This is a genomic window from Micromonospora sp. NPDC005252 (assembly GCF_042872475.1).
Taxonomy (GTDB): domain Bacteria; phylum Actinomycetota; class Actinomycetes; order Mycobacteriales; family Micromonosporaceae; genus Micromonospora.
This window is the reverse complement of record NZ_JBIAKN010000001.1, coordinates 1,005,033-1,020,515: the sequence shown is the minus strand read 5'-3', so window position 1 is coordinate 1,020,515 and position 15,483 is coordinate 1,005,033. Positions and strand designations below refer to the sequence as shown.

Annotated in this window: 19 protein-coding genes; 6 read left to right on the top strand and 13 right to left on the bottom strand. The window is 73.0% G+C overall.

Annotated features, from left to right (window positions below; genetic code table 11):
* The first annotated feature begins 121 nt into the window (after positions 1-121).
* Entirely contained in the window at positions 122-667 is a 546-nt protein-coding gene (locus tag ACFYPH_RS04980) for a type II toxin-antitoxin system PemK/MazF family toxin (protein WP_387179058.1), read from the top strand.
* A gap of 388 nt (positions 668-1,055) precedes the next feature.
* Here ACFYPH_RS04980 and ACFYPH_RS04975 read toward each other — a convergent pair whose 3' ends face one another.
* The 7 genes from ACFYPH_RS04975 to ACFYPH_RS04945 all read right to left on the bottom strand — a co-directional run bounded on the left by ACFYPH_RS04975 (position 1,056) and on the right by ACFYPH_RS04945 (position 7,607).
* Positions 1,056-2,066, bottom strand: a complete 1,011-nt coding sequence (locus ACFYPH_RS04975) for an ADP-ribosylglycohydrolase family protein (RefSeq protein WP_354861227.1) — start codon at positions 2,064-2,066, stop codon at positions 1,056-1,058.
* Between the two features lie 30 nt (positions 2,067-2,096).
* On the bottom strand, positions 2,097-2,468 hold the full coding sequence (locus tag ACFYPH_RS04970; protein WP_354861225.1) for a VOC family protein: 372 nt from the start codon (positions 2,466-2,468) through the stop codon (positions 2,097-2,099).
* A gap of 37 nt (positions 2,469-2,505) precedes the next feature.
* Positions 2,506-3,510 (bottom strand): methionine synthase, encoded by a 1,005-nt coding sequence (locus ACFYPH_RS04965; protein WP_387179055.1) that lies wholly within the window; start codon positions 3,508-3,510, stop codon positions 2,506-2,508.
* Between the two features lie 60 nt (positions 3,511-3,570).
* Entirely contained in the window at positions 3,571-4,644 is a 1,074-nt protein-coding gene (mnmA, locus tag ACFYPH_RS04960) for a tRNA 2-thiouridine(34) synthase MnmA (protein ID WP_354861221.1), read from the bottom strand.
* 193 nt (positions 4,645-4,837) lie between these two features.
* On the bottom strand, positions 4,838-6,013 hold the full coding sequence (locus tag ACFYPH_RS04955; protein ID WP_354863262.1) for a cysteine desulfurase family protein: 1,176 nt from the start codon (positions 6,011-6,013) through the stop codon (positions 4,838-4,840).
* A gap of 107 nt (positions 6,014-6,120) precedes the next feature.
* Entirely contained in the window at positions 6,121-6,780 is a 660-nt protein-coding gene (locus tag ACFYPH_RS04950; RefSeq protein ID WP_354863261.1) for a class F sortase, read from the bottom strand.
* Entirely contained in the window at positions 6,777-7,607 is an 831-nt protein-coding gene (locus ACFYPH_RS04945) for a DUF4397 domain-containing protein (RefSeq protein WP_355066974.1), read from the bottom strand. Before ACFYPH_RS04945 ends, ACFYPH_RS04950 begins: the two co-directional genes overlap by 4 nt.
* Positions 7,608-7,837: 230 nt before the next feature.
* Here ACFYPH_RS04945 and ACFYPH_RS04940 point away from each other — a divergent pair, with 230 nt between their 5' ends.
* Both ACFYPH_RS04940 and ACFYPH_RS04935 read left to right on the top strand, forming a co-directional pair.
* On the top strand, positions 7,838-8,440 hold the full coding sequence (locus ACFYPH_RS04940; protein WP_354863259.1) for a sigma-70 family RNA polymerase sigma factor: 603 nt from the start codon (positions 7,838-7,840) through the stop codon (positions 8,438-8,440).
* Positions 8,394-9,212, top strand: coding sequence for an anti-sigma factor (locus ACFYPH_RS04935; RefSeq protein WP_387179050.1), 819 nt, complete (start codon positions 8,394-8,396; stop codon positions 9,210-9,212). The genes ACFYPH_RS04940 and ACFYPH_RS04935 overlap by 47 nt, the downstream gene beginning before the upstream one ends.
* A gap of 94 nt (positions 9,213-9,306) precedes the next feature.
* Here the strand turns inward: ACFYPH_RS04935 and ACFYPH_RS04930 are convergent, their stop codons facing one another.
* The 4 genes from ACFYPH_RS04930 to ACFYPH_RS04915 all read right to left on the bottom strand — a co-directional run bounded on the left by ACFYPH_RS04930 (position 9,307) and on the right by ACFYPH_RS04915 (position 12,455).
* The gene (locus tag ACFYPH_RS04930; RefSeq protein WP_354855214.1) at positions 9,307-10,266 is read right to left on the bottom strand and encodes an electron transfer flavoprotein subunit alpha/FixB family protein; all 960 of its coding nucleotides are present in this window, start codon (positions 10,264-10,266) and stop codon (positions 9,307-9,309) included.
* Positions 10,267-10,280: 14 nt separating this feature from the next.
* The gene (locus ACFYPH_RS04925; RefSeq protein WP_344357351.1) at positions 10,281-11,060 is read right to left on the bottom strand and encodes an electron transfer flavoprotein subunit beta/FixA family protein; all 780 of its coding nucleotides are present in this window, start codon (positions 11,058-11,060) and stop codon (positions 10,281-10,283) included.
* Positions 11,061-11,247: 187 nt separating this feature from the next.
* Entirely contained in the window at positions 11,248-11,661 is a 414-nt protein-coding gene (locus tag ACFYPH_RS04920; protein WP_355133249.1) for a hypothetical protein, read from the bottom strand.
* Entirely contained in the window at positions 11,658-12,455 is a 798-nt protein-coding gene (locus tag ACFYPH_RS04915) for a GNAT family N-acetyltransferase (protein ID WP_387179046.1), read from the bottom strand. The genes ACFYPH_RS04920 and ACFYPH_RS04915 overlap by 4 nt, the downstream gene beginning before the upstream one ends.
* A gap of 42 nt (positions 12,456-12,497) precedes the next feature.
* Between ACFYPH_RS04915 and ACFYPH_RS04910 the strand changes: the two genes are divergently transcribed.
* Genes ACFYPH_RS04910 through ACFYPH_RS04900 form a run of 3 tightly spaced genes read left to right on the top strand, consistent with a single transcriptional unit; the run spans position 12,498 to position 13,636 of the window.
* The gene (locus ACFYPH_RS04910) at positions 12,498-12,890 is read left to right on the top strand and encodes a DUF202 domain-containing protein (protein ID WP_354855211.1); all 393 of its coding nucleotides are present in this window, start codon (positions 12,498-12,500) and stop codon (positions 12,888-12,890) included.
* A complete protein-coding gene (locus ACFYPH_RS04905; RefSeq protein WP_387179043.1) occupies positions 12,887-13,192 on the top strand; it encodes a DUF202 domain-containing protein in 306 nt (101 codons plus the stop codon). The genes ACFYPH_RS04910 and ACFYPH_RS04905 overlap by 4 nt, the downstream gene beginning before the upstream one ends.
* Before the next feature lie 27 nt (positions 13,193-13,219).
* Entirely contained in the window at positions 13,220-13,636 is a 417-nt protein-coding gene (locus ACFYPH_RS04900; RefSeq protein WP_355066969.1) for a PLD nuclease N-terminal domain-containing protein, read from the top strand.
* Positions 13,637-13,660: 24 nt separating this feature from the next.
* On the opposite strand, the gene ACFYPH_RS04895 is transcribed toward ACFYPH_RS04900, so the two are convergent.
* A complete protein-coding gene (locus tag ACFYPH_RS04895) occupies positions 13,661-14,470 on the bottom strand; it encodes an ABC transporter permease (RefSeq protein WP_355066968.1) in 810 nt (269 codons plus the stop codon).
* A complete protein-coding gene (locus tag ACFYPH_RS04890) occupies positions 14,467-15,438 on the bottom strand; it encodes an ATP-binding cassette domain-containing protein (RefSeq protein ID WP_354855207.1) in 972 nt (323 codons plus the stop codon). The genes ACFYPH_RS04895 and ACFYPH_RS04890 overlap by 4 nt, the downstream gene beginning before the upstream one ends.
* Positions 15,439-15,483: the final 45 nt, after the last annotated feature.

Sequence of the window (15,483 nt, the reverse complement as noted above, 5' to 3'; positions counted from 1 at the left end):
CTGGGATGTCGTCGGGCTGCGATGTCGTCGGGCTGCGATGTCTCGTCGGGCGGCAGGGGCGGCGACGTGCGAGGATCGCCGAACGAAGCGGCCGGCGTGCCGCCCTGACGCGGAGGTGGCGATGACCGAGGCGCTGCTCTGGGCGGCGGCGATCCTGCTGGCGGTGGCCGCCGGCTGGGCGTGGAACAGCTGGCGGCACCGGGCGAACAGCCGACGCTCGGCCGACCGACCCGGTCGCGGCGCACCGACCCGCACGGGTGGTCGTCGTCCCGCCCCGCCGCGGCCACGCGGCACCGATCGGCCGGCGACCACGCCGCGCTCCCGCGACACCGATCGGGCGGCCGGCACTCCGGCGGCCGGCGAGATCTGGTGGGCCGACGTGCCGTACGTCGACGGCAGCGGCTCGAAGGTGCGGCCCTGCCTGGTGCTGCGCGCCGACTCCCGGGGCGCCGACGTCCTGAAGATCACCAGTCAGGACAAGAGCGACCGCGACGACCACGTCCGGATTCCCACCCGGGACTGGGATCCCGGCGCCGAGCACGACAGCTACCTGAGCCTGACCGAGCCGATCCGGATCAGCTCGGCCGACTTCGCCGACCGCGCCGGTCGCTGTGACGCCGACCTGTGGCGGAAGGTCCGCAGCCTGCGCCACCTGCCCACCAGCTGACACCGGCCCACAGGCCGCAGGCCACCCCGACCCCCGACCCCCGGCCCCCGACCCCCGGCCCCCGGCCCCGGCCCCCGACCCCCGGCCCCCGGCCCCGGCCCCGGCCCCGGCCCCGGCCCCGGCCCCGGCCCCGGTCTCTGCCATGATCCACTCGGGTTCCAGGAATCCGGGGTGTCCGAGCCGCCGCAACACCCCGCCTTCCAGGAACCCGAGTCGATCACCGCAGACAGGCCGGGCCACGCTGGCAGGCTGCGCCAGGCTGGACCGGGCCCGGCCACGCCACGCCAGGCCACGCCAGGCCAGGCCACGCCAGGCCACGCCAGGCCACGCCAGGCCGGGCCAGGCCAGGCCACGCCACGCCGGGCCAGGCCAGGCCACGCCCGGCCGGTCAGTCCCAGGCTGCGCCGAGGGTGGCGAGCTGGTCGGCGTACTCGATGCGGTCGGCCCAGCCAGGCGGCCAGGCCGCCATCCCGGTGGCCGCGCCCACGAAGGCGCCGGCCAGGGCGGCGATCGAGTCGGAGTCGCCGGCGGTGGTCGCGCCCCGGGCCAGCGCCGCGACCGGGTCGTCGGCGTGGCGCACGGCGCAGAACAGAGCGGTGGCCAGCGCCTCCTCGGCCACCCAGCCCTCCCCCGTGGCCCGGCACGGGTCGCCGCCGTCGTCCGGCTCGCCGAGGGCGACGGTCAGCCGGCGCAGCGCCACCAGGCATTCGTCCCAGCCGCGGGCGATGAACTCCTCCGGCGTGTCGACCCCCGGGCGCTGCCAGAGATCGCCCAGCCACTCGCGGCGGTAGACGCGGTGCTGGGACCGCGCCCGCTCGGTGAGAATCGCGGGAAGCTCCGCCAGCGGGACGCCCCCACGCACGGCGAAGACCGCGTACGCGGTGAGTTCGCTGGCGGCCAACCCGGTCGGGTGGCCGTGGGTCAGTCCGGCCTGCAACTGGGCCAGCCCGGCCAGCGTGTCGAGGTCGGCGTCCAGCAACCCCACCGGCGTCACGCGCATGTTGGCGCCGCAGCCCTTCGAGTCGGCGATCGTCGCCTCCTGCCAGGGCAGCCCTCGGGCCAGGTCGGCGCAGGCGCGCAGGCAGGTCATCCCGGGGGCGCGGTTGTTGTCCGGGCTGACCGACCAGGCCACGAAACGCCGTCGCAGCAGCGGCTCCACCACCTCCGGAGTCAGCGACGGCGCCTCGTGCAGCGCCCAGCCCACCGCCAGCGCCATCTGGGTGTCGTCCGTGACCAGCGCCGGCTCGCCGGTCAGCTCACGCGGGCCGGTCGGGCCGTAGCGGCGCTGGATCTCGGCGACGGTCAGGAACTCGGTGGGCTTGCCCAGGGCGTCACCGTAGGCGAGGCCGAAGAGCGAACCGGAGGCGCGCAGCGGAGAGGAGTGGATCACGGCGGCCATGATGCCGGGCCGCCGCAACCCACGCCATGCTCAGTCCCAGCAGAGGCAGAACGGGTGGCCGGCCGGGTCGGCGTAGACCCGGAAACCCTCGCCCTCGCCGGGCAGCCGCCGGGCACCGAGCGCGAGCGCCGCCTTCTCCGCGCTGTCGATGTCGTCCACCGTCACGTCCAGGTGGAACTGCTGCGGACGCTCCGGGTCCGGCCAGGCCGGCGGACGCAGGTTGAGCGCCCGCTGGAACGCCAGGCGGGGCTGGTGCCCGGGCGGGCCGCCCAGCACCACCCACTCGTCATCGGGCTCGCCCTCACCCTCGACCAGGGGGATGCCGAGCAGCTCGGAGTAGAACGCGGCCAGCGCCCGCGGATCGGGGCAGTCGATCACCACTGAACGTAGCTGTCCAATCATGACCGTCATCCTGCCCACCGGGTACGACAGAAAAACGTCACTCCTCGGTGAACCGGCGACCGGCGTCCCGGCAGGCCGCGAGCACCGCCCGGGCGTACTGGGGAGTGGCTCCGGCCAGGCCGCACGCCGGGGTGACGACCACCTGCTCGGCGAGCTGCCGACGGGGAAAGCCGAGGCGGTCCCAGATCTGGCGTACCCGATCGGCGATCTGCGCGGAGGTCGGTGCGCCACCGGCCGACGGCTGCCGGGTCGGCGCGGCGCCGGCCAGCAGCCCGAGGCCCGCGTCGATGGCCTCGCCCAGCGGGTCCAGGTCGGTGACCAGGTCGAGGTCGAGGGCGACCGCGACGGCGCCGGTGGAACGGATCAGCTCCAGCGGCACCTGCGGGGCGCAGCAGTGCACCACAGTGGGTACGCCCACCGCGTCGACGACCGTACGCAGCAGAGCGGCCGCGTCCGCGGACTCCACCGCCCGGTACGCGCCCAGCCCGCTCTCGGTGGGCACCCGCCCGGCCAGCACGGTCGGCAGCGACGGCTCGTCGAGTTGCAGCAGGACCGAGGCCCCGGGCAGCCGCCGGGCGACCGCCGCGACGTGCCCGCGCAGCCCTTCGGCGAGGGAGCCGGTGAGGTCGCGGACCGCGCCGGGGTCACGCAGCAGCCGGCCGCCGATCGGCAGTTCCAGCGAAGCGGCCAGGGTGAGGGGGCCAGCGGCCTGCACCTTGATCGGGCCGGCGTACCCCTCGGCCTGCTCGGCGAGCTGGTCCAGGTCGCGTTCCATCAGGTCCCGGGCCCGGCGCAGGTCACGGCCGGGGCGGGGGGCGACCCGCCAACGCCCGGCGTACAGCTCGACGGGCAGCTCCACCAGCAGCCCGGCGCTGCGGCCGATCAGGTCGGCCCCGGGGCCGCGTGCCGGCAGCTCGGGCAGGTGCGGCAGCTCGGGAAGCTCACCGAGGACGACCCGCTGGGCCTCGGCGATGTCGGTGCCGGGCAGCGAGCCGATACCGGTCGCCGCGCCGGCCGGCCAGGGCCACGCCTGATCTGTCACGGCCGAAGGCTATCCCGCTGGACGCGCCGGCCGCTCGGCGACCACGCGCAGATCGCCCGGTCAGCCGGTGATGGTCGCGGAGCCGAGGACGATGTCGCCGGCCGGGTCCGGCCGGTACGCCACCACGGCCTGACCGGCGGCCACACCACGGACCGGCCGACGCAGCTCGGCGTGCAGCGTGTCGCCGTCGAGGTCGACGGTCGCCGGCACCACGTCACCGTGCGCGCGCAACTGCACCTCGCACTCGACCGGCGCGGCCGGACGGGGGCCACCGGTCCACACCGGGCGGGTGGCCCGCACCGTCGACACCTCCAGCGCCTCGGCCGGACCGACCGTCACCGTGTTGGTCTTGGGCGTGATGGAGAGCACGTAGCGCGGCCGACCGTCGGGGGCGGGTCGGTCCAGGTGCAGACCGCGACGCTGCCCCACCGTGTAGGCGTACGCGCCGGTGTGACTGCCGACCACCGCGCCGGTGCTCGCGTCGACGACGTCGCCGGGCGCCTCGCCGAGCCGGCCGGCGAGGAAGCCGCGGGTGTCGCCGTCGGCGATGAAGCAGATGTCGTGGGAGTCCGGCTTGTCGGCCACCGCCAGGCCACGCTCGGCGGCCTCCGCGCGGACCTGCGCCTTCGTCGAGTCGCCGAGCGGGAACATTGACCGGTCCAGCTGCTCGCGGGTGAGGACCGCCAGCACGTACGACTGGTCCTTGGCCACGTCGACGCTGCGGCGCAGCAGCCCGTCCGGGCCGAGCCGGGCGTGGTGGCCGGTGACCACCGCGTCGAAGCCCAGGGCCACCGCCCGGTCCAGCACCGCCGCGAACTTGATCTTCTCGTTGCAGCGCAGGCACGGATTCGGCGTACGACCCGCGGCGTACTCGGCCACGAAGTCGTCGACCACGTCCTCGTGGAAACGGTCGGCCATGTCCCACACGTAGAACGGGATGCCGATCACGTCGGCGGCCCGGCGGGCGTCCCGGGAGTCCTCCAGGGTGCAGCAGCCGCGCGCCCCGGTCCGGTACGTCTGCGGGTTTCGGGCCAGCGCCAGGTGCACGCCGGTCACATCATGCCCGGCCGCCACCGCCCGTGCCGCCGCCACGGCCGAGTCCACCCCGCCCGACATCGCCGCCAAAACCCTCACCAGCAGACTCCCTTCCCCACCAACCCTATCCACCTGCCCGGTCCAGCCCCCACCCCACTCCGGCGCCAAACGGGGCGACCCGGTCGGAGCACCGCGTCGATCATGAAGTTATTGCCACGACACGCCGATGCGGTCGGCAATAACTTCATGATCGACGGGGTGGGGCGGGGGCCGGCCGGGGGTGTGGGGTGGGTTAGCGGGGGGTGCGGGGGGCGGCGGCTCGGCGGGCCCGTTGCACCGCTGCTGGTAGGGCCGCGACGAGGGCGTCCACGTCGGCCTGGGTGCTGGTGTGGCCGAGGGTGAAACGCAGCGAGGAACGGGCGCGGTCGTCGTCGGCGCCCATCGCCAGCAGCACGTGCGAGGGCTGGGCCACCCCCGCCGAGCAGGCCGAACCCGTCGAGCAGGCGATGCCCTGGGCGTCCAGCAGGAGCAGCAGGGCGTCGCCCTCGCAGCCCGGGAAGGAGAAGTGCGCGTTGCCGGGCAGCCGGTCGGTCGGATCACCGTTGTAGATCACCTCGGGCACCGCCCGGCGGACCCGCTCGATCAGATCGTCGCGGAGGGCGGCCACCCGGGCCGCGTACTCCTGCTGACCCTTCACGGCGGTCTCGACGGCGACCGCGAAGGCGACGATGCCGGCGGTGTCCAGCGTGCCGGAACGGACGTCGCGTTCCTGGCCGCCGCCGTGCAGCAGGGGGACGGCCGCCACGTCCCGGCCGAGCAGCAGCGCGCCCACCCCGATCGGGCCGCCCAGCTTGTGCCCGGTGACGGTCAGCGCGGCGGCCCCGCTGGCGGCGAAGTCGACGGGCACCTGGCCGACGGCCTGGATGGCGTCGGTGTGGAAGGGCACGCCGTACTCGGCGGCGACGGCGGCCAGCTCGGCCACCGGCTGCACGGTGCCGACCTCGTTGTTGGCCCACATGGCGGTGACCAGGGCCACCCGGTCGGCGTACGCGGTCAGCTCGGCACGCAGGTCCTCCGGGTCGAGACGGCCCGTGGAGTCCACCGGCAGCCAGCCGACCTCGGCTCTCTCGTGCTCGACCAGCCAGTCGACCGAGTCCAGCACGGCGTGGTGCTCGACGGCGCTGGAGATCACCCGTCGGCGGTCGGGGCCGGCGCCCCGGCGGGCCCAGAAGATGCCCTTGACCGCGAGGTTGTCGCTCTCCGTGCCCCCACCGGTGAAGATCACCTCGGACGGCCGGGCGCCCAGTACCGCAGCCACCCGCTCGCGCGACTCCTCGACCCGACGACGGGCACGACGACCCGCCGCGTGCAGGGAGGACGCGTTGCCGACCTCGCGGGCGGTAGCGACGTACGCCTCCAGTGCCTCGTCGAGCATCGGAGTCGTCGCCGCGTGATCCAGGTAAGCCATCACCGTTCAGCGTACGGCCGAGTTGTCGGGGGCCGGAGGGCGGAGTGGGCTCCATGCGACGGTGCCGGGGTGGGATTCCCCCACCCCGGCACGTCGCGACCGCCCGGTCAGGCGGGCACCGCCGTGACGACGATGTTGTCGCGGTACTTGCGGGCCTTGGCGTCGAACGGCCCGCCGCAGGTGATCAGCGTCAGTCGCGGCTTGCCGTCGCGGGCGAAGTACCGCTCCAGCGGGATCTTGGTCTTGGCGTACTCCTCCCGGGCGACGACCCGGTACTTTCGCGCCTTGCCGTCGCTGCCGGTCGCGGTCAGGGTGTCGCCCTGGTCCAGCTCGCGCAGCCGGAAGAACGCCCCCCGGCCCTGCTTGGCGCTGTCCACGTGACCGGCGATGACCACCGAACCGGCGCCCGCCTCAAGGCCGGGGCCGTAGCGGTACCAGCCGATCTGATCGACGCTGGGCGGCACCTCGAACTCGTTGGTCCGCTTGTTGATGCCGACCGCGTTGACCGTGGCGGTGACGTCGATCCCGGGGATCACCAGCCGGACCGGAGGGACGACCCCGGCGCCGGCGGGCAGCTCGCCGGCGGTCACCGGCACCGACGGGTCGCCGCCGACGGCCGAGGGGGTCGCGCTGGCGGCCAGCGTGCTCGCCTCCTCGGCGCCGACGTTCTCGGCCGGCTGGGAGTTGCACGCCACCAGGGTGGCGACGGTGAGCGCGGCAACGCCGGCGGCCAGGGCCGCCAGCGCGCCGCGGTTGCGCACCGTCACTTGCGACCGGTCCGCGCGGTCGCCATCCGCACCCCACCACCAAGCAGCAGGAGTACGCCGGCACCGGTCAGCGCGTACCACCAGGTCTGCACGCCGGTGCCCGCCTGGCCGCCGTCACCGCTCGGCACGCCACCCGGGGCGGAGTGCAGGCCGGTGATCGTCTGGGCCACCACGTCGAGGGTCTTGTCCTCGGCGGAGCCGATCGCGTAGACGATCGTCGCGGTGCCCTCCTTGAGGTTGAGGTCCGCCGGGCCGATGGCCACGGTGTCGGTGCCGGCCAGCACCACGTCCGCCTTCACCGTGCCGGCGTCGACGTCGCCCTTGGCCTCCTTCGGGTTGGTCAGGCCCTTGAAGACCGGGGTGCCACCTGCACGCACGTCGACCGCCGGGGCGGCGGCGGTGTGCCGGACGATCAGCCGGGCCTTGCCGGCGTCGACCTTCGAGACGTCGTTCACGAACGGCGTGATCTTCGGCTTGCCTGCGGCGTCGAGGTGCGCGGCGAGGCTGATGTTCGCCCCGCCCGGCACCTCGGCGTTGTCGACCTTGAGGATCGCGCTGCCGATCGGCTCGCCCGGCTTGGTGAGGGCGATGTCGTACTCGCCCTCGGCCAGGTTCAGCGGGCCGGCCACGTCACCGGGCTTGAAGTTGTTGAGCGTCTTCTTGCCGTTGACGTAGACGTCGACCGGGGTGTCCGGGATGCCGTGCACGACCGAGACCTTCGAGGTGGCGGCGTACGCGGGGCTGGCGGTGAACGCGGCGACGCCGGCGAAGGCCAACGCGGCGACGGCGCCGCCCGCGGCGACCCGACGGAAGTACGAGAGCTGCATGTCTGCCTCCTGGTGATTGGTGCTGATTCGTCAGGCCTGGCTTGCAGAACGGGTTACGCCGGCTCCGCGACGGCTGGATGCGCCTTCGACGCGATTTCTTTTTCCGGCCACGACCGCATCCGGATCGGGCCCGGCGGACGAAGAGCTGGTGAGATGACATCGACCGGGAGAGTGGGGCGGAGGCTGTGGCAGCTACAGTCGGGCATGCCCCATCGAAGGCTGGACGCCCGATGACGGCGTTACCGCAGCAACCGGAGCCACCGGTGGACGACCTCGCGCCCCGGTTCCGGTCCGGCGACGAGGTGGCGCTGCGCGAGGCGTACGACCGCTACGGCCGTGCCGTACTCCACCTGGCCACGTCCATGCTGGCCAACCGCGCCGACGCCGAGGACGTGACGCAGGCGACGTTCGTGGCCGCCTGGCTGGGAAGGGACACCTTCGATCCGGCCAAGGGGTCGTTGATCGGCTGGCTGCTCGGCATCGGCCGGCGCAAGGTGATCGACCGGATGCGGGCCACGGCGCGGGAGACCCGCGTGGTGGAGACGGTCCGGCAGTTGCCCGAGCCGGCACAGACGACGCCGGACCCGGACCGGGTGGTGGACCGGCTGGTCATCGCGGACGAGCTGGCACGCCTGCCCGACGACCAACGACGCATGCTGGAGTTGGCCTTCTACGACGACCTGACACACCAGCAGATAGCCACAGTGACCGGGGTGCCGCTGGGCACCGTGAAGAGTCACATCCGGCGCGGCATGGCGAGCTTGAAACGCAGATGGGAGGTGGACGGTGCAGCACCTGGAGCACGAGCGGCTGGTTTTTCTGGCGCTCGGTGAGAGCGATGCGGACAACGGGGAGAGCACCCATCTCGACACCTGCGGGCACTGCCGCACGGAGCTGACGGCCCTGCGGCAGGTGGCCGGGCTCGGCGTGGAGACGCAGAGCCTCGGTGACCTGCCCGACCCGCCGGAGCACATCTGGCAGGGCATCGCCGCCGAGATCAGGGCGGCCGAGGCCGTGCCGTCGCTGACCGAGGCCCGGCGGCAGCAGGCCGCCGAACAGGCGACGATCGGGCAACGGCCGAGCGGCTCGCCGGCCGGGCCTACGGCGTCGGGTGTCGCGGGCCCCGAATCGGGCGGCAGGTCACGGGCCAGGCGGCGTGCCGGTTGGTCGCGCTGGGCGGCCACCGCGGTGACCGCTGTCGCGGCGGCGGCGATCGGCGTGGTGGGCACGGTCTCGGTGCTGCGCCCGGACGAGCCGGCGCCCGCTCCGACGCCCGCGGTGCTGGCCAGCGCGCCCCTGACTGCCTTCGGTTCGACGCCGAAGTCGGCCCAGGGTGACGCGCGGATTCTGCAGAACGGCCAACTGCATCTGCACGTCGCGAATCTCCCGCGCGTGCCTGGGTACTACGAGGTCTGGCTCATCAACCCGACGAACATGGAGATGTTCTCGATCGGCACCCTCGGTGGTGACTCGGACGCTCTGCTGCCCCTGCCTCCGAACGTCGACCTCAAGAGCTACTCGGTGGTCGACGTCTCCGCCGAGAAGTACGACAACAACACCCGCCACTCCGGCGACAGCCTGTTGAGAGGCACCCTGACGGGCTGATCGGCGGGCCGGCTCAGCTCCCCGGCCCGCCGATCAGCTCCCGACGAAAAAGTGGCCGCCCGGCGCCGGGCGGCCACTTTTCCTTGTCTCACGGTCACTTACGCTTGCGGATCTCCTCGGCGGCCTGCGGGACGATCTTGAACAGGTCGCCCACCACGCCGAAGTCGGCCAACTCGAAGATCGGGGCCTCGCCGTCCTTGTTGACAGCGACGATCGTCTTCGAGGTCTGCATGCCGGCCCGGTGCTGGATGGCGCCGGAGATGCCGAGCGCGACGTAGAGCTGCGGGGAGACCGTCTTGCCGGTCTGGCCCACCTGGAACTGGTGCGGGTAGAAGCCGGAGTCGACCGCCGCGCGGGACGCGCCGACGGCGCCGCCGAGCAGGTCGGCCAGCTCCTCCACCAGCTTGAAGTTGTCGGCGTTGCCGACACCACGGCCGCCGGAGACGACCACGCCGGCCTCGGTCAGCTCGGGGCGGGAGCCCTTCTGCTCGGCGACCCGCTCGACGACCTTGGCCAGCTTGTCGGTGTCGGTGACCGACACGGTGAGCTGCTCGATCGCCGGGCTCGCGGCGGCCGGGGCCGGGGTGACCGAGTTGGGCCGGACGGTGACCAGCGGCAGACCCTTGGTGACCTTGGACTTGACGATCGTGGAGCCGGCGAAGGCGACCTGGGTGGCGGTGCCGTCGGCGGCCAGGCCGACCACGTCGGTCAGGATGCCGTTGTCGAGCTTGACGGCGAGCCGGGCGGCGATCTCCTTGCCCTCCTGGGCGGACGCCAGCAGCACGGCGGCCGGCTGCACCCGCTTGACCAGCTCGGCCAGCACGGTGGCCTTGGGGGCCACCAGGTAGCCGTCGATCTCGTCACCCTCGGCGGCGTAGATCTTCTCCGCGCCGTACTCGCCCAGCTTGGCGCTCAGCGCCTCGGCTGCGCCGGCGCCACCGAGCACGACAGCGCTCGGGGTGCCCAGCTCACGGGCGAGGGTGAGCATCTCCAGGGTGACCTTCTTGACGCCGAATTCCTTGGTGGCTTCGACGACGACGAGAACCTCAGACATGTCCAGACCCGCTCTCACACGAACTTTTCGGTGGCGAGGAACTCGACCAGCTTGACGCCGCCCTCGCCCTCATCGGTGATCTTGGCGCCGCCGGAGCGCGGCGGACGCTTGGTGTGCTCGACGACGGCGCTGGTCGCACCGTCGAAGCCCACCTCGGTCGGTGCGACGCCGAGGTCGGCCAGGGAGAACGTCTGCACCGGCTTCTTCTTGGCCGCCATGATGCCCTTGAACGAGGGGTAGCGCGGCTCGTTGATGGTGTCCCACACGGAGACCACGGCCGGGGTGGAGGCGGTGACGACCTCGTAGCCCTCCTCGGTCTGCCGCTCGACGGTCAGCGTGGCGCCGTCGACGGTGAGCTTGCGGGCGCCGGTGAGCGCCGCGACGCCCAGCCGCTCGGCGATCATGTGCGGCATGACCTGCACCCGGCCGTCGGTGGACTCGGCGCCGCAGATCACCAGGTCGGCGTTCAGCTGACCGAGGGCGGCGGCGAGCACCTTCGAGGTGGCCACGGCGCAGGAACCGTGCAGGGCGTCGTCCACCACGTGCACGGCCTTGTCCGGGCCCATGGAGAGCGCCTTGCGGATCGACTCGGTCGCCCGGTCCGGACCCATGGTCAGGATGGTGACCTCGCCACCGTGCGCCTCCTTGATCTTCAGCGCCTCCTCGATGGCGTACTCGTCCATCTCGTTGATCACGTTGTTCGCCGAACCGCGGTCGACGGTGTTGTCGTCATTGCGCAGGTTGCGGTCCGCGCCCGAATCAGGCACCTGCTTGACGAGTACGACGATATTCATCGCGCTTCGACGACCCTCCTGTGTGGTGTTGCGATTGGCTCGCCCGGTTGGGCCGCAGCCTCGCGCGTCGGTCGACGCCCGGTCAACCGCGGGCTGCTGTGCAGTTGCCCACGACGCAATGTTACCTGCCAGTAGGTTGCGGCCACCGGGCACTCAGAGTGACACAGCTCACCGACACGCGGCGCGGTCAGGCCGGGTCGGCCAGCGCACCCCGGATCTGGTCGAGGGCGGCGGCTTCCGCCGGGGCCACCCCGTCGTGCGCGCGGGCCACCCGGTCCGCCGCGGTCAACACCACCGACCGGTACGCCTCGACGTCGGCCGGCGACTTCTCCCGCAGGATCCGCACCGCGCGGCCGAGCGCCGGCAACACCACCGACTCGATCTCCAGCTGGGAGTCCCGGGGCAGCCGGGGCAGCGGACCGGTGGTCAGCGCCTCCTTGACCACGCCACTCGCGTCGGCCAGCGCGCCGGAGGCGGCCACGCTCTCCCGGATCACGCCCAGCATCCCCGGGTCGGCGTTCGAGACCAGGAAGACCGCACCGAAGGCGCCCGTCTTGAGGGTCAGGCGCTCCTCGTCCGTCAACCGCTGCTCCATGATCACGGAGTGTAGACGTACGGGGTGGTGGTGGTGACCGGGACGAGGCCGAGCCGCTCCAGGATCGGCCGGCTGTCCTCGGAACAGTCGACCTGCAGCAGCGTCCGGCCTCGCTGGTCGGCCAGCCGGGCCCGGTAGGTGACCAGCGCCCGGTAGATGCCCCGGTGACGCCACTGCGGCAGGGTCGAGCCACCCCACAGGGTGGCGAAGCCGGTCTTCGCCGGGAAGCGCACCCAGCCGGCGCTCACCACCGTGCCGTCCGCCTCCGCCACCACGATGGTGATCGAGTGCGGGTCGGCGTCGATCTCCTTGGCCAGACCCCACACGAGGTGCGAGCGATCCTCCTGCCAGACCTCCTCCTCCATGGCGGCGATCCGCTCCAGGTCGGCGCGCGCGGTCACCTCACGAAGGCGTACCTCCTCGGGGATGACGGGCAGCGCGGCGGCCAGCGGCGCGACCGGCCCGACCACGACGGTCTCCCGGTCCTCCGGCACGAAGCCGGCGGCGCGCAGCCGGTCCGCCAGGTCCGCCGGTTCGTCGTGCCCGTTGAGCTTCCACTCGACCGACTGGCCGCGCTCGCGGAACAGCGCCACCTGCCGGGCGATCAGCTCGTCCAGCGCGTCGCCGGTCAACCCGCCCAGGTCGCGGTAGGTGAGGAACCCCCCGGCGTCGAGCCCGATGATCCGGACCAGCGGCCCGTCCCGCTCCACCGTCACCCCCGCCGGAACCGGGTCGGGGATATCCGGGCGGAGCTGGTTGTCGTAGGCGGTGCGCAGCGTGGTCACATCAAGATCCGTCACCACACCAGGCTAAGGCCCCGGGGAAGTGGATAATCTCCCAGCATGTGGGAGGTGATCAGGCGATGGTTCGACCCGGCCGAGGCGCGCGCCGTCGGTGAGACACCGGACTACCGGTTCTCGCTGGCCAACGAGCGAACCTTCCTGGCCTGGCTACGCACCAGCCTGGCGCTCGTCGGTGGCGGGCTGGCCGCCGCGCAGTTCCTGCCGCAGCTGCCGATGAGCCACCTGCGGGAGGTCATCGCGGTCGCGCTGCTGCTGCTCGGCGGCGCCGTCGCGATCCGCGCGGTGGACCACTGGGCGCGTACCGAACGGGCCATCCGGCTCGGCCAGGAGCTGCCCGCCTCCCGCTTCCCCGCCGTCCTCGCCCTCGCCGTGGGCGCCGGCGCGGTGCTGCTGGTCATCGCGGTGCTGGCGCGCGCGATCGGCGGACGGTGAGCGCCGGACGCGATCCCGGGCTGCAACCGGAGCGGACCCGGCTGGCCTGGCGGCGCACCCTGCTGACGCTGACCGTGGTGACCGCGCTCGCCGTCCGGTTGGCGTCGAACGGCGGCGGGTTCGGAGCGCTGGTCGCCGGTGCGGCCGTCCTGGTCTGGGGCGGCGTGCTCGTGCTCTGCTGGCCCCGCGGCACCGGCACGGGGGCGGCCCGCACCGGCGGCCGGACGTTGCCGCTGGTCGCGCTGGGCACCGTCGGGCTCGCGCTGCTCGGCGTGCTGGCGACGGTTCGCGGACTGTGGTGACGCGACGCGGTGCGCCATGATGGGTGCATGGCCCGGCTGTACGTCCTCCTCTTCCTGGTGCAGATTGTCCTCGCCGTCTGCGCGCTGATCAGTTGCCTCTCCGCCGAGGAGGGTCAGATCCGCGCCCTGCCCCGGATCGCCTGGGTGCTGATCATCCTGTTCTTCCCCCTGGTCGGGTCGATCGCCTGGTTCGTCGCCGGCCGGGAGCCCGACCCCGCGGCCCGCAGGGCGTGGCCGGCCGGCGGCGGCTCCACCGAACGGCAGCCGCGCCGTCCGCTCGCTCCCGACGACGACCCGGAGTTCCTCCGCTCCGTGCAGGACCGCGCGCGTCAGCAGGACCAGGAACTCTTCCGTCGCTGGGAGGAGGACCTGCGCCGGCGGGAGGACGACCTGCGCCGCCGCGACGGTGAGCCGCCCCGTGAGGGTGACCGGCCGGAGGTGTGAGACGCGGCCCGGCCGGTACGCCACTCAGACTCGGCGCCTGAGGCCGCGTACGGCCAGCGGCGCGAAGATCACCGCGATGCCGGCGCCCCACAGCAGCGTCTGGAGCACCGGGCCGGCCACCGGCCCGCCGACCAGCAGACCCCGCAGCGCGTCGGCCACCACGGTCACCGGGTTGACCTCCACCCAGTTCTGCAACCAGCCCGGCATCCGGTCGGTCGGGACGAAGATGTTGCTGGTGAAGGTCAGCGGGAAGATCACCATGAAGCCGAAGATCTGCACCTTGTCCGGTTCGCTCACCAGCACCCCGACCAGCACCGAGATCCAGGACGCGGCCAGCGTGAACGCCAGCAGCAGCGCGAACGCCCCCACCACGCCGAGTACGCCGTTGCCGACCCGGAAGCCGAGGATCGACCCGACGCCGAGCAGCAGCGCGATCGACCACGCCTGCTTGACGGTGTCGGCGAGGATCCGGCCGGCCAGCGGCGCCCACCGGGCGATGGGCAGCGCCCGCAGCCGGTCGAAGACGCCCTTGGTGAGGTCGTTGTTCAGCCCGAACCCCGTCGTCATCGTGGCGAAGAGCGCGTTCTGCACCATGATGCCGGGCAGCATGAAGGTGAGGTACTCGCCGGACGAGCCGGCGATGGCCGTGCCGAAGACGTAGGTGAACAGCAGCACGAACATCACCGGCTGGATGCTCAGGTCGAGCAGCTCCATCGGGTTGTGTTTGATCTGCACCAGGCTGCGCCAGGCCAGCGTGAAGGTGTGCCGCAGCCCGGCGGCGACGCTGAGTCGACGGGTCGGGGCGAGCGCGGGGCTGAGGGTCACGGCGCTCATGCCGGGGTCCTTTCCAGGTCGGTGTCGGCCGGGGCGTCCTCGGCCCGATGGCCGGTGAGGGAGAGGAAGACCTCGTCCAGGCTCGCGCCGCGCAGCGCCAGCTCGGCGACCGGGATCTCGGCCGCGTCGAGGCGGCCCACCATGACGGGCAGCACGCGAGGGTCGTTCACCGCGACGGTGACCGCGCTCTGCGCGACCTCGGGGGTCACCCCGGCCACCTCGCCGGCGATGGCGACCACGGTGCCGAGATCGGCGACGTCGGCCGGGCGCACGGTGAGGGTCTGCCCGCCGATCTTCGCCTTCAGCTCCTCCGGCGTGCCCTGGGCGATCACCCGCCCGTGGTCGACCACGGCGATCTCGCCGGCGAGCTGGTCGGCCTCCTCCAGATACTGGGTGGTGAGCAGCACCGTCACCCCGTCCGCGACCAACGTGCGGACGATGTCCCACAGGTCGTTGCGGCTGCGCGGGTCCAGGCCCGTGGTCGGCTCGTCGAGGAACAGCACCTGCGGCCGGCCGACCAGGCTGGCGGCGAGGTCCAGTCGCCGCCGCATCCCGCCGGAGAACGTCTTCACGGCCCGATCGGCAGCATCGCTGAGCCCGAAGTCGTCGAGCAGTTGCCGGGCCCGCCGCTTGGCGTCGGCCCGGCTGAGACCGAGCAACCGCCCGATCAGCAGCAGATTCTCCGCGCCGGTCAGGGTCTCGTCGACCGAGGCGTACTGGCCGGTGAGGCCGATCAGCTGACGCACACGGTGGGCGTCGCGGACCACGTCGAAGCCGCCCACCGTGGCATGTCCCTCGTCGGCGCGCAGCAGGGTGGCGAGCACCCGTACCGCAGTGGTCTTGCCGGCGCCGTTCGGCCCGAGCAGACCGAAGACCGTCCCTGTCGGGACCGCCAGGTCAACCCCGGCGAGGGCGGTGGTGGCGCCGAAACGCCGCACCAGACCCTCGGCGCGGATCGCGTGGTCCATCGCAACTCCTGTCGTCTGCGGGTGATGACACCACCATGGGCGACA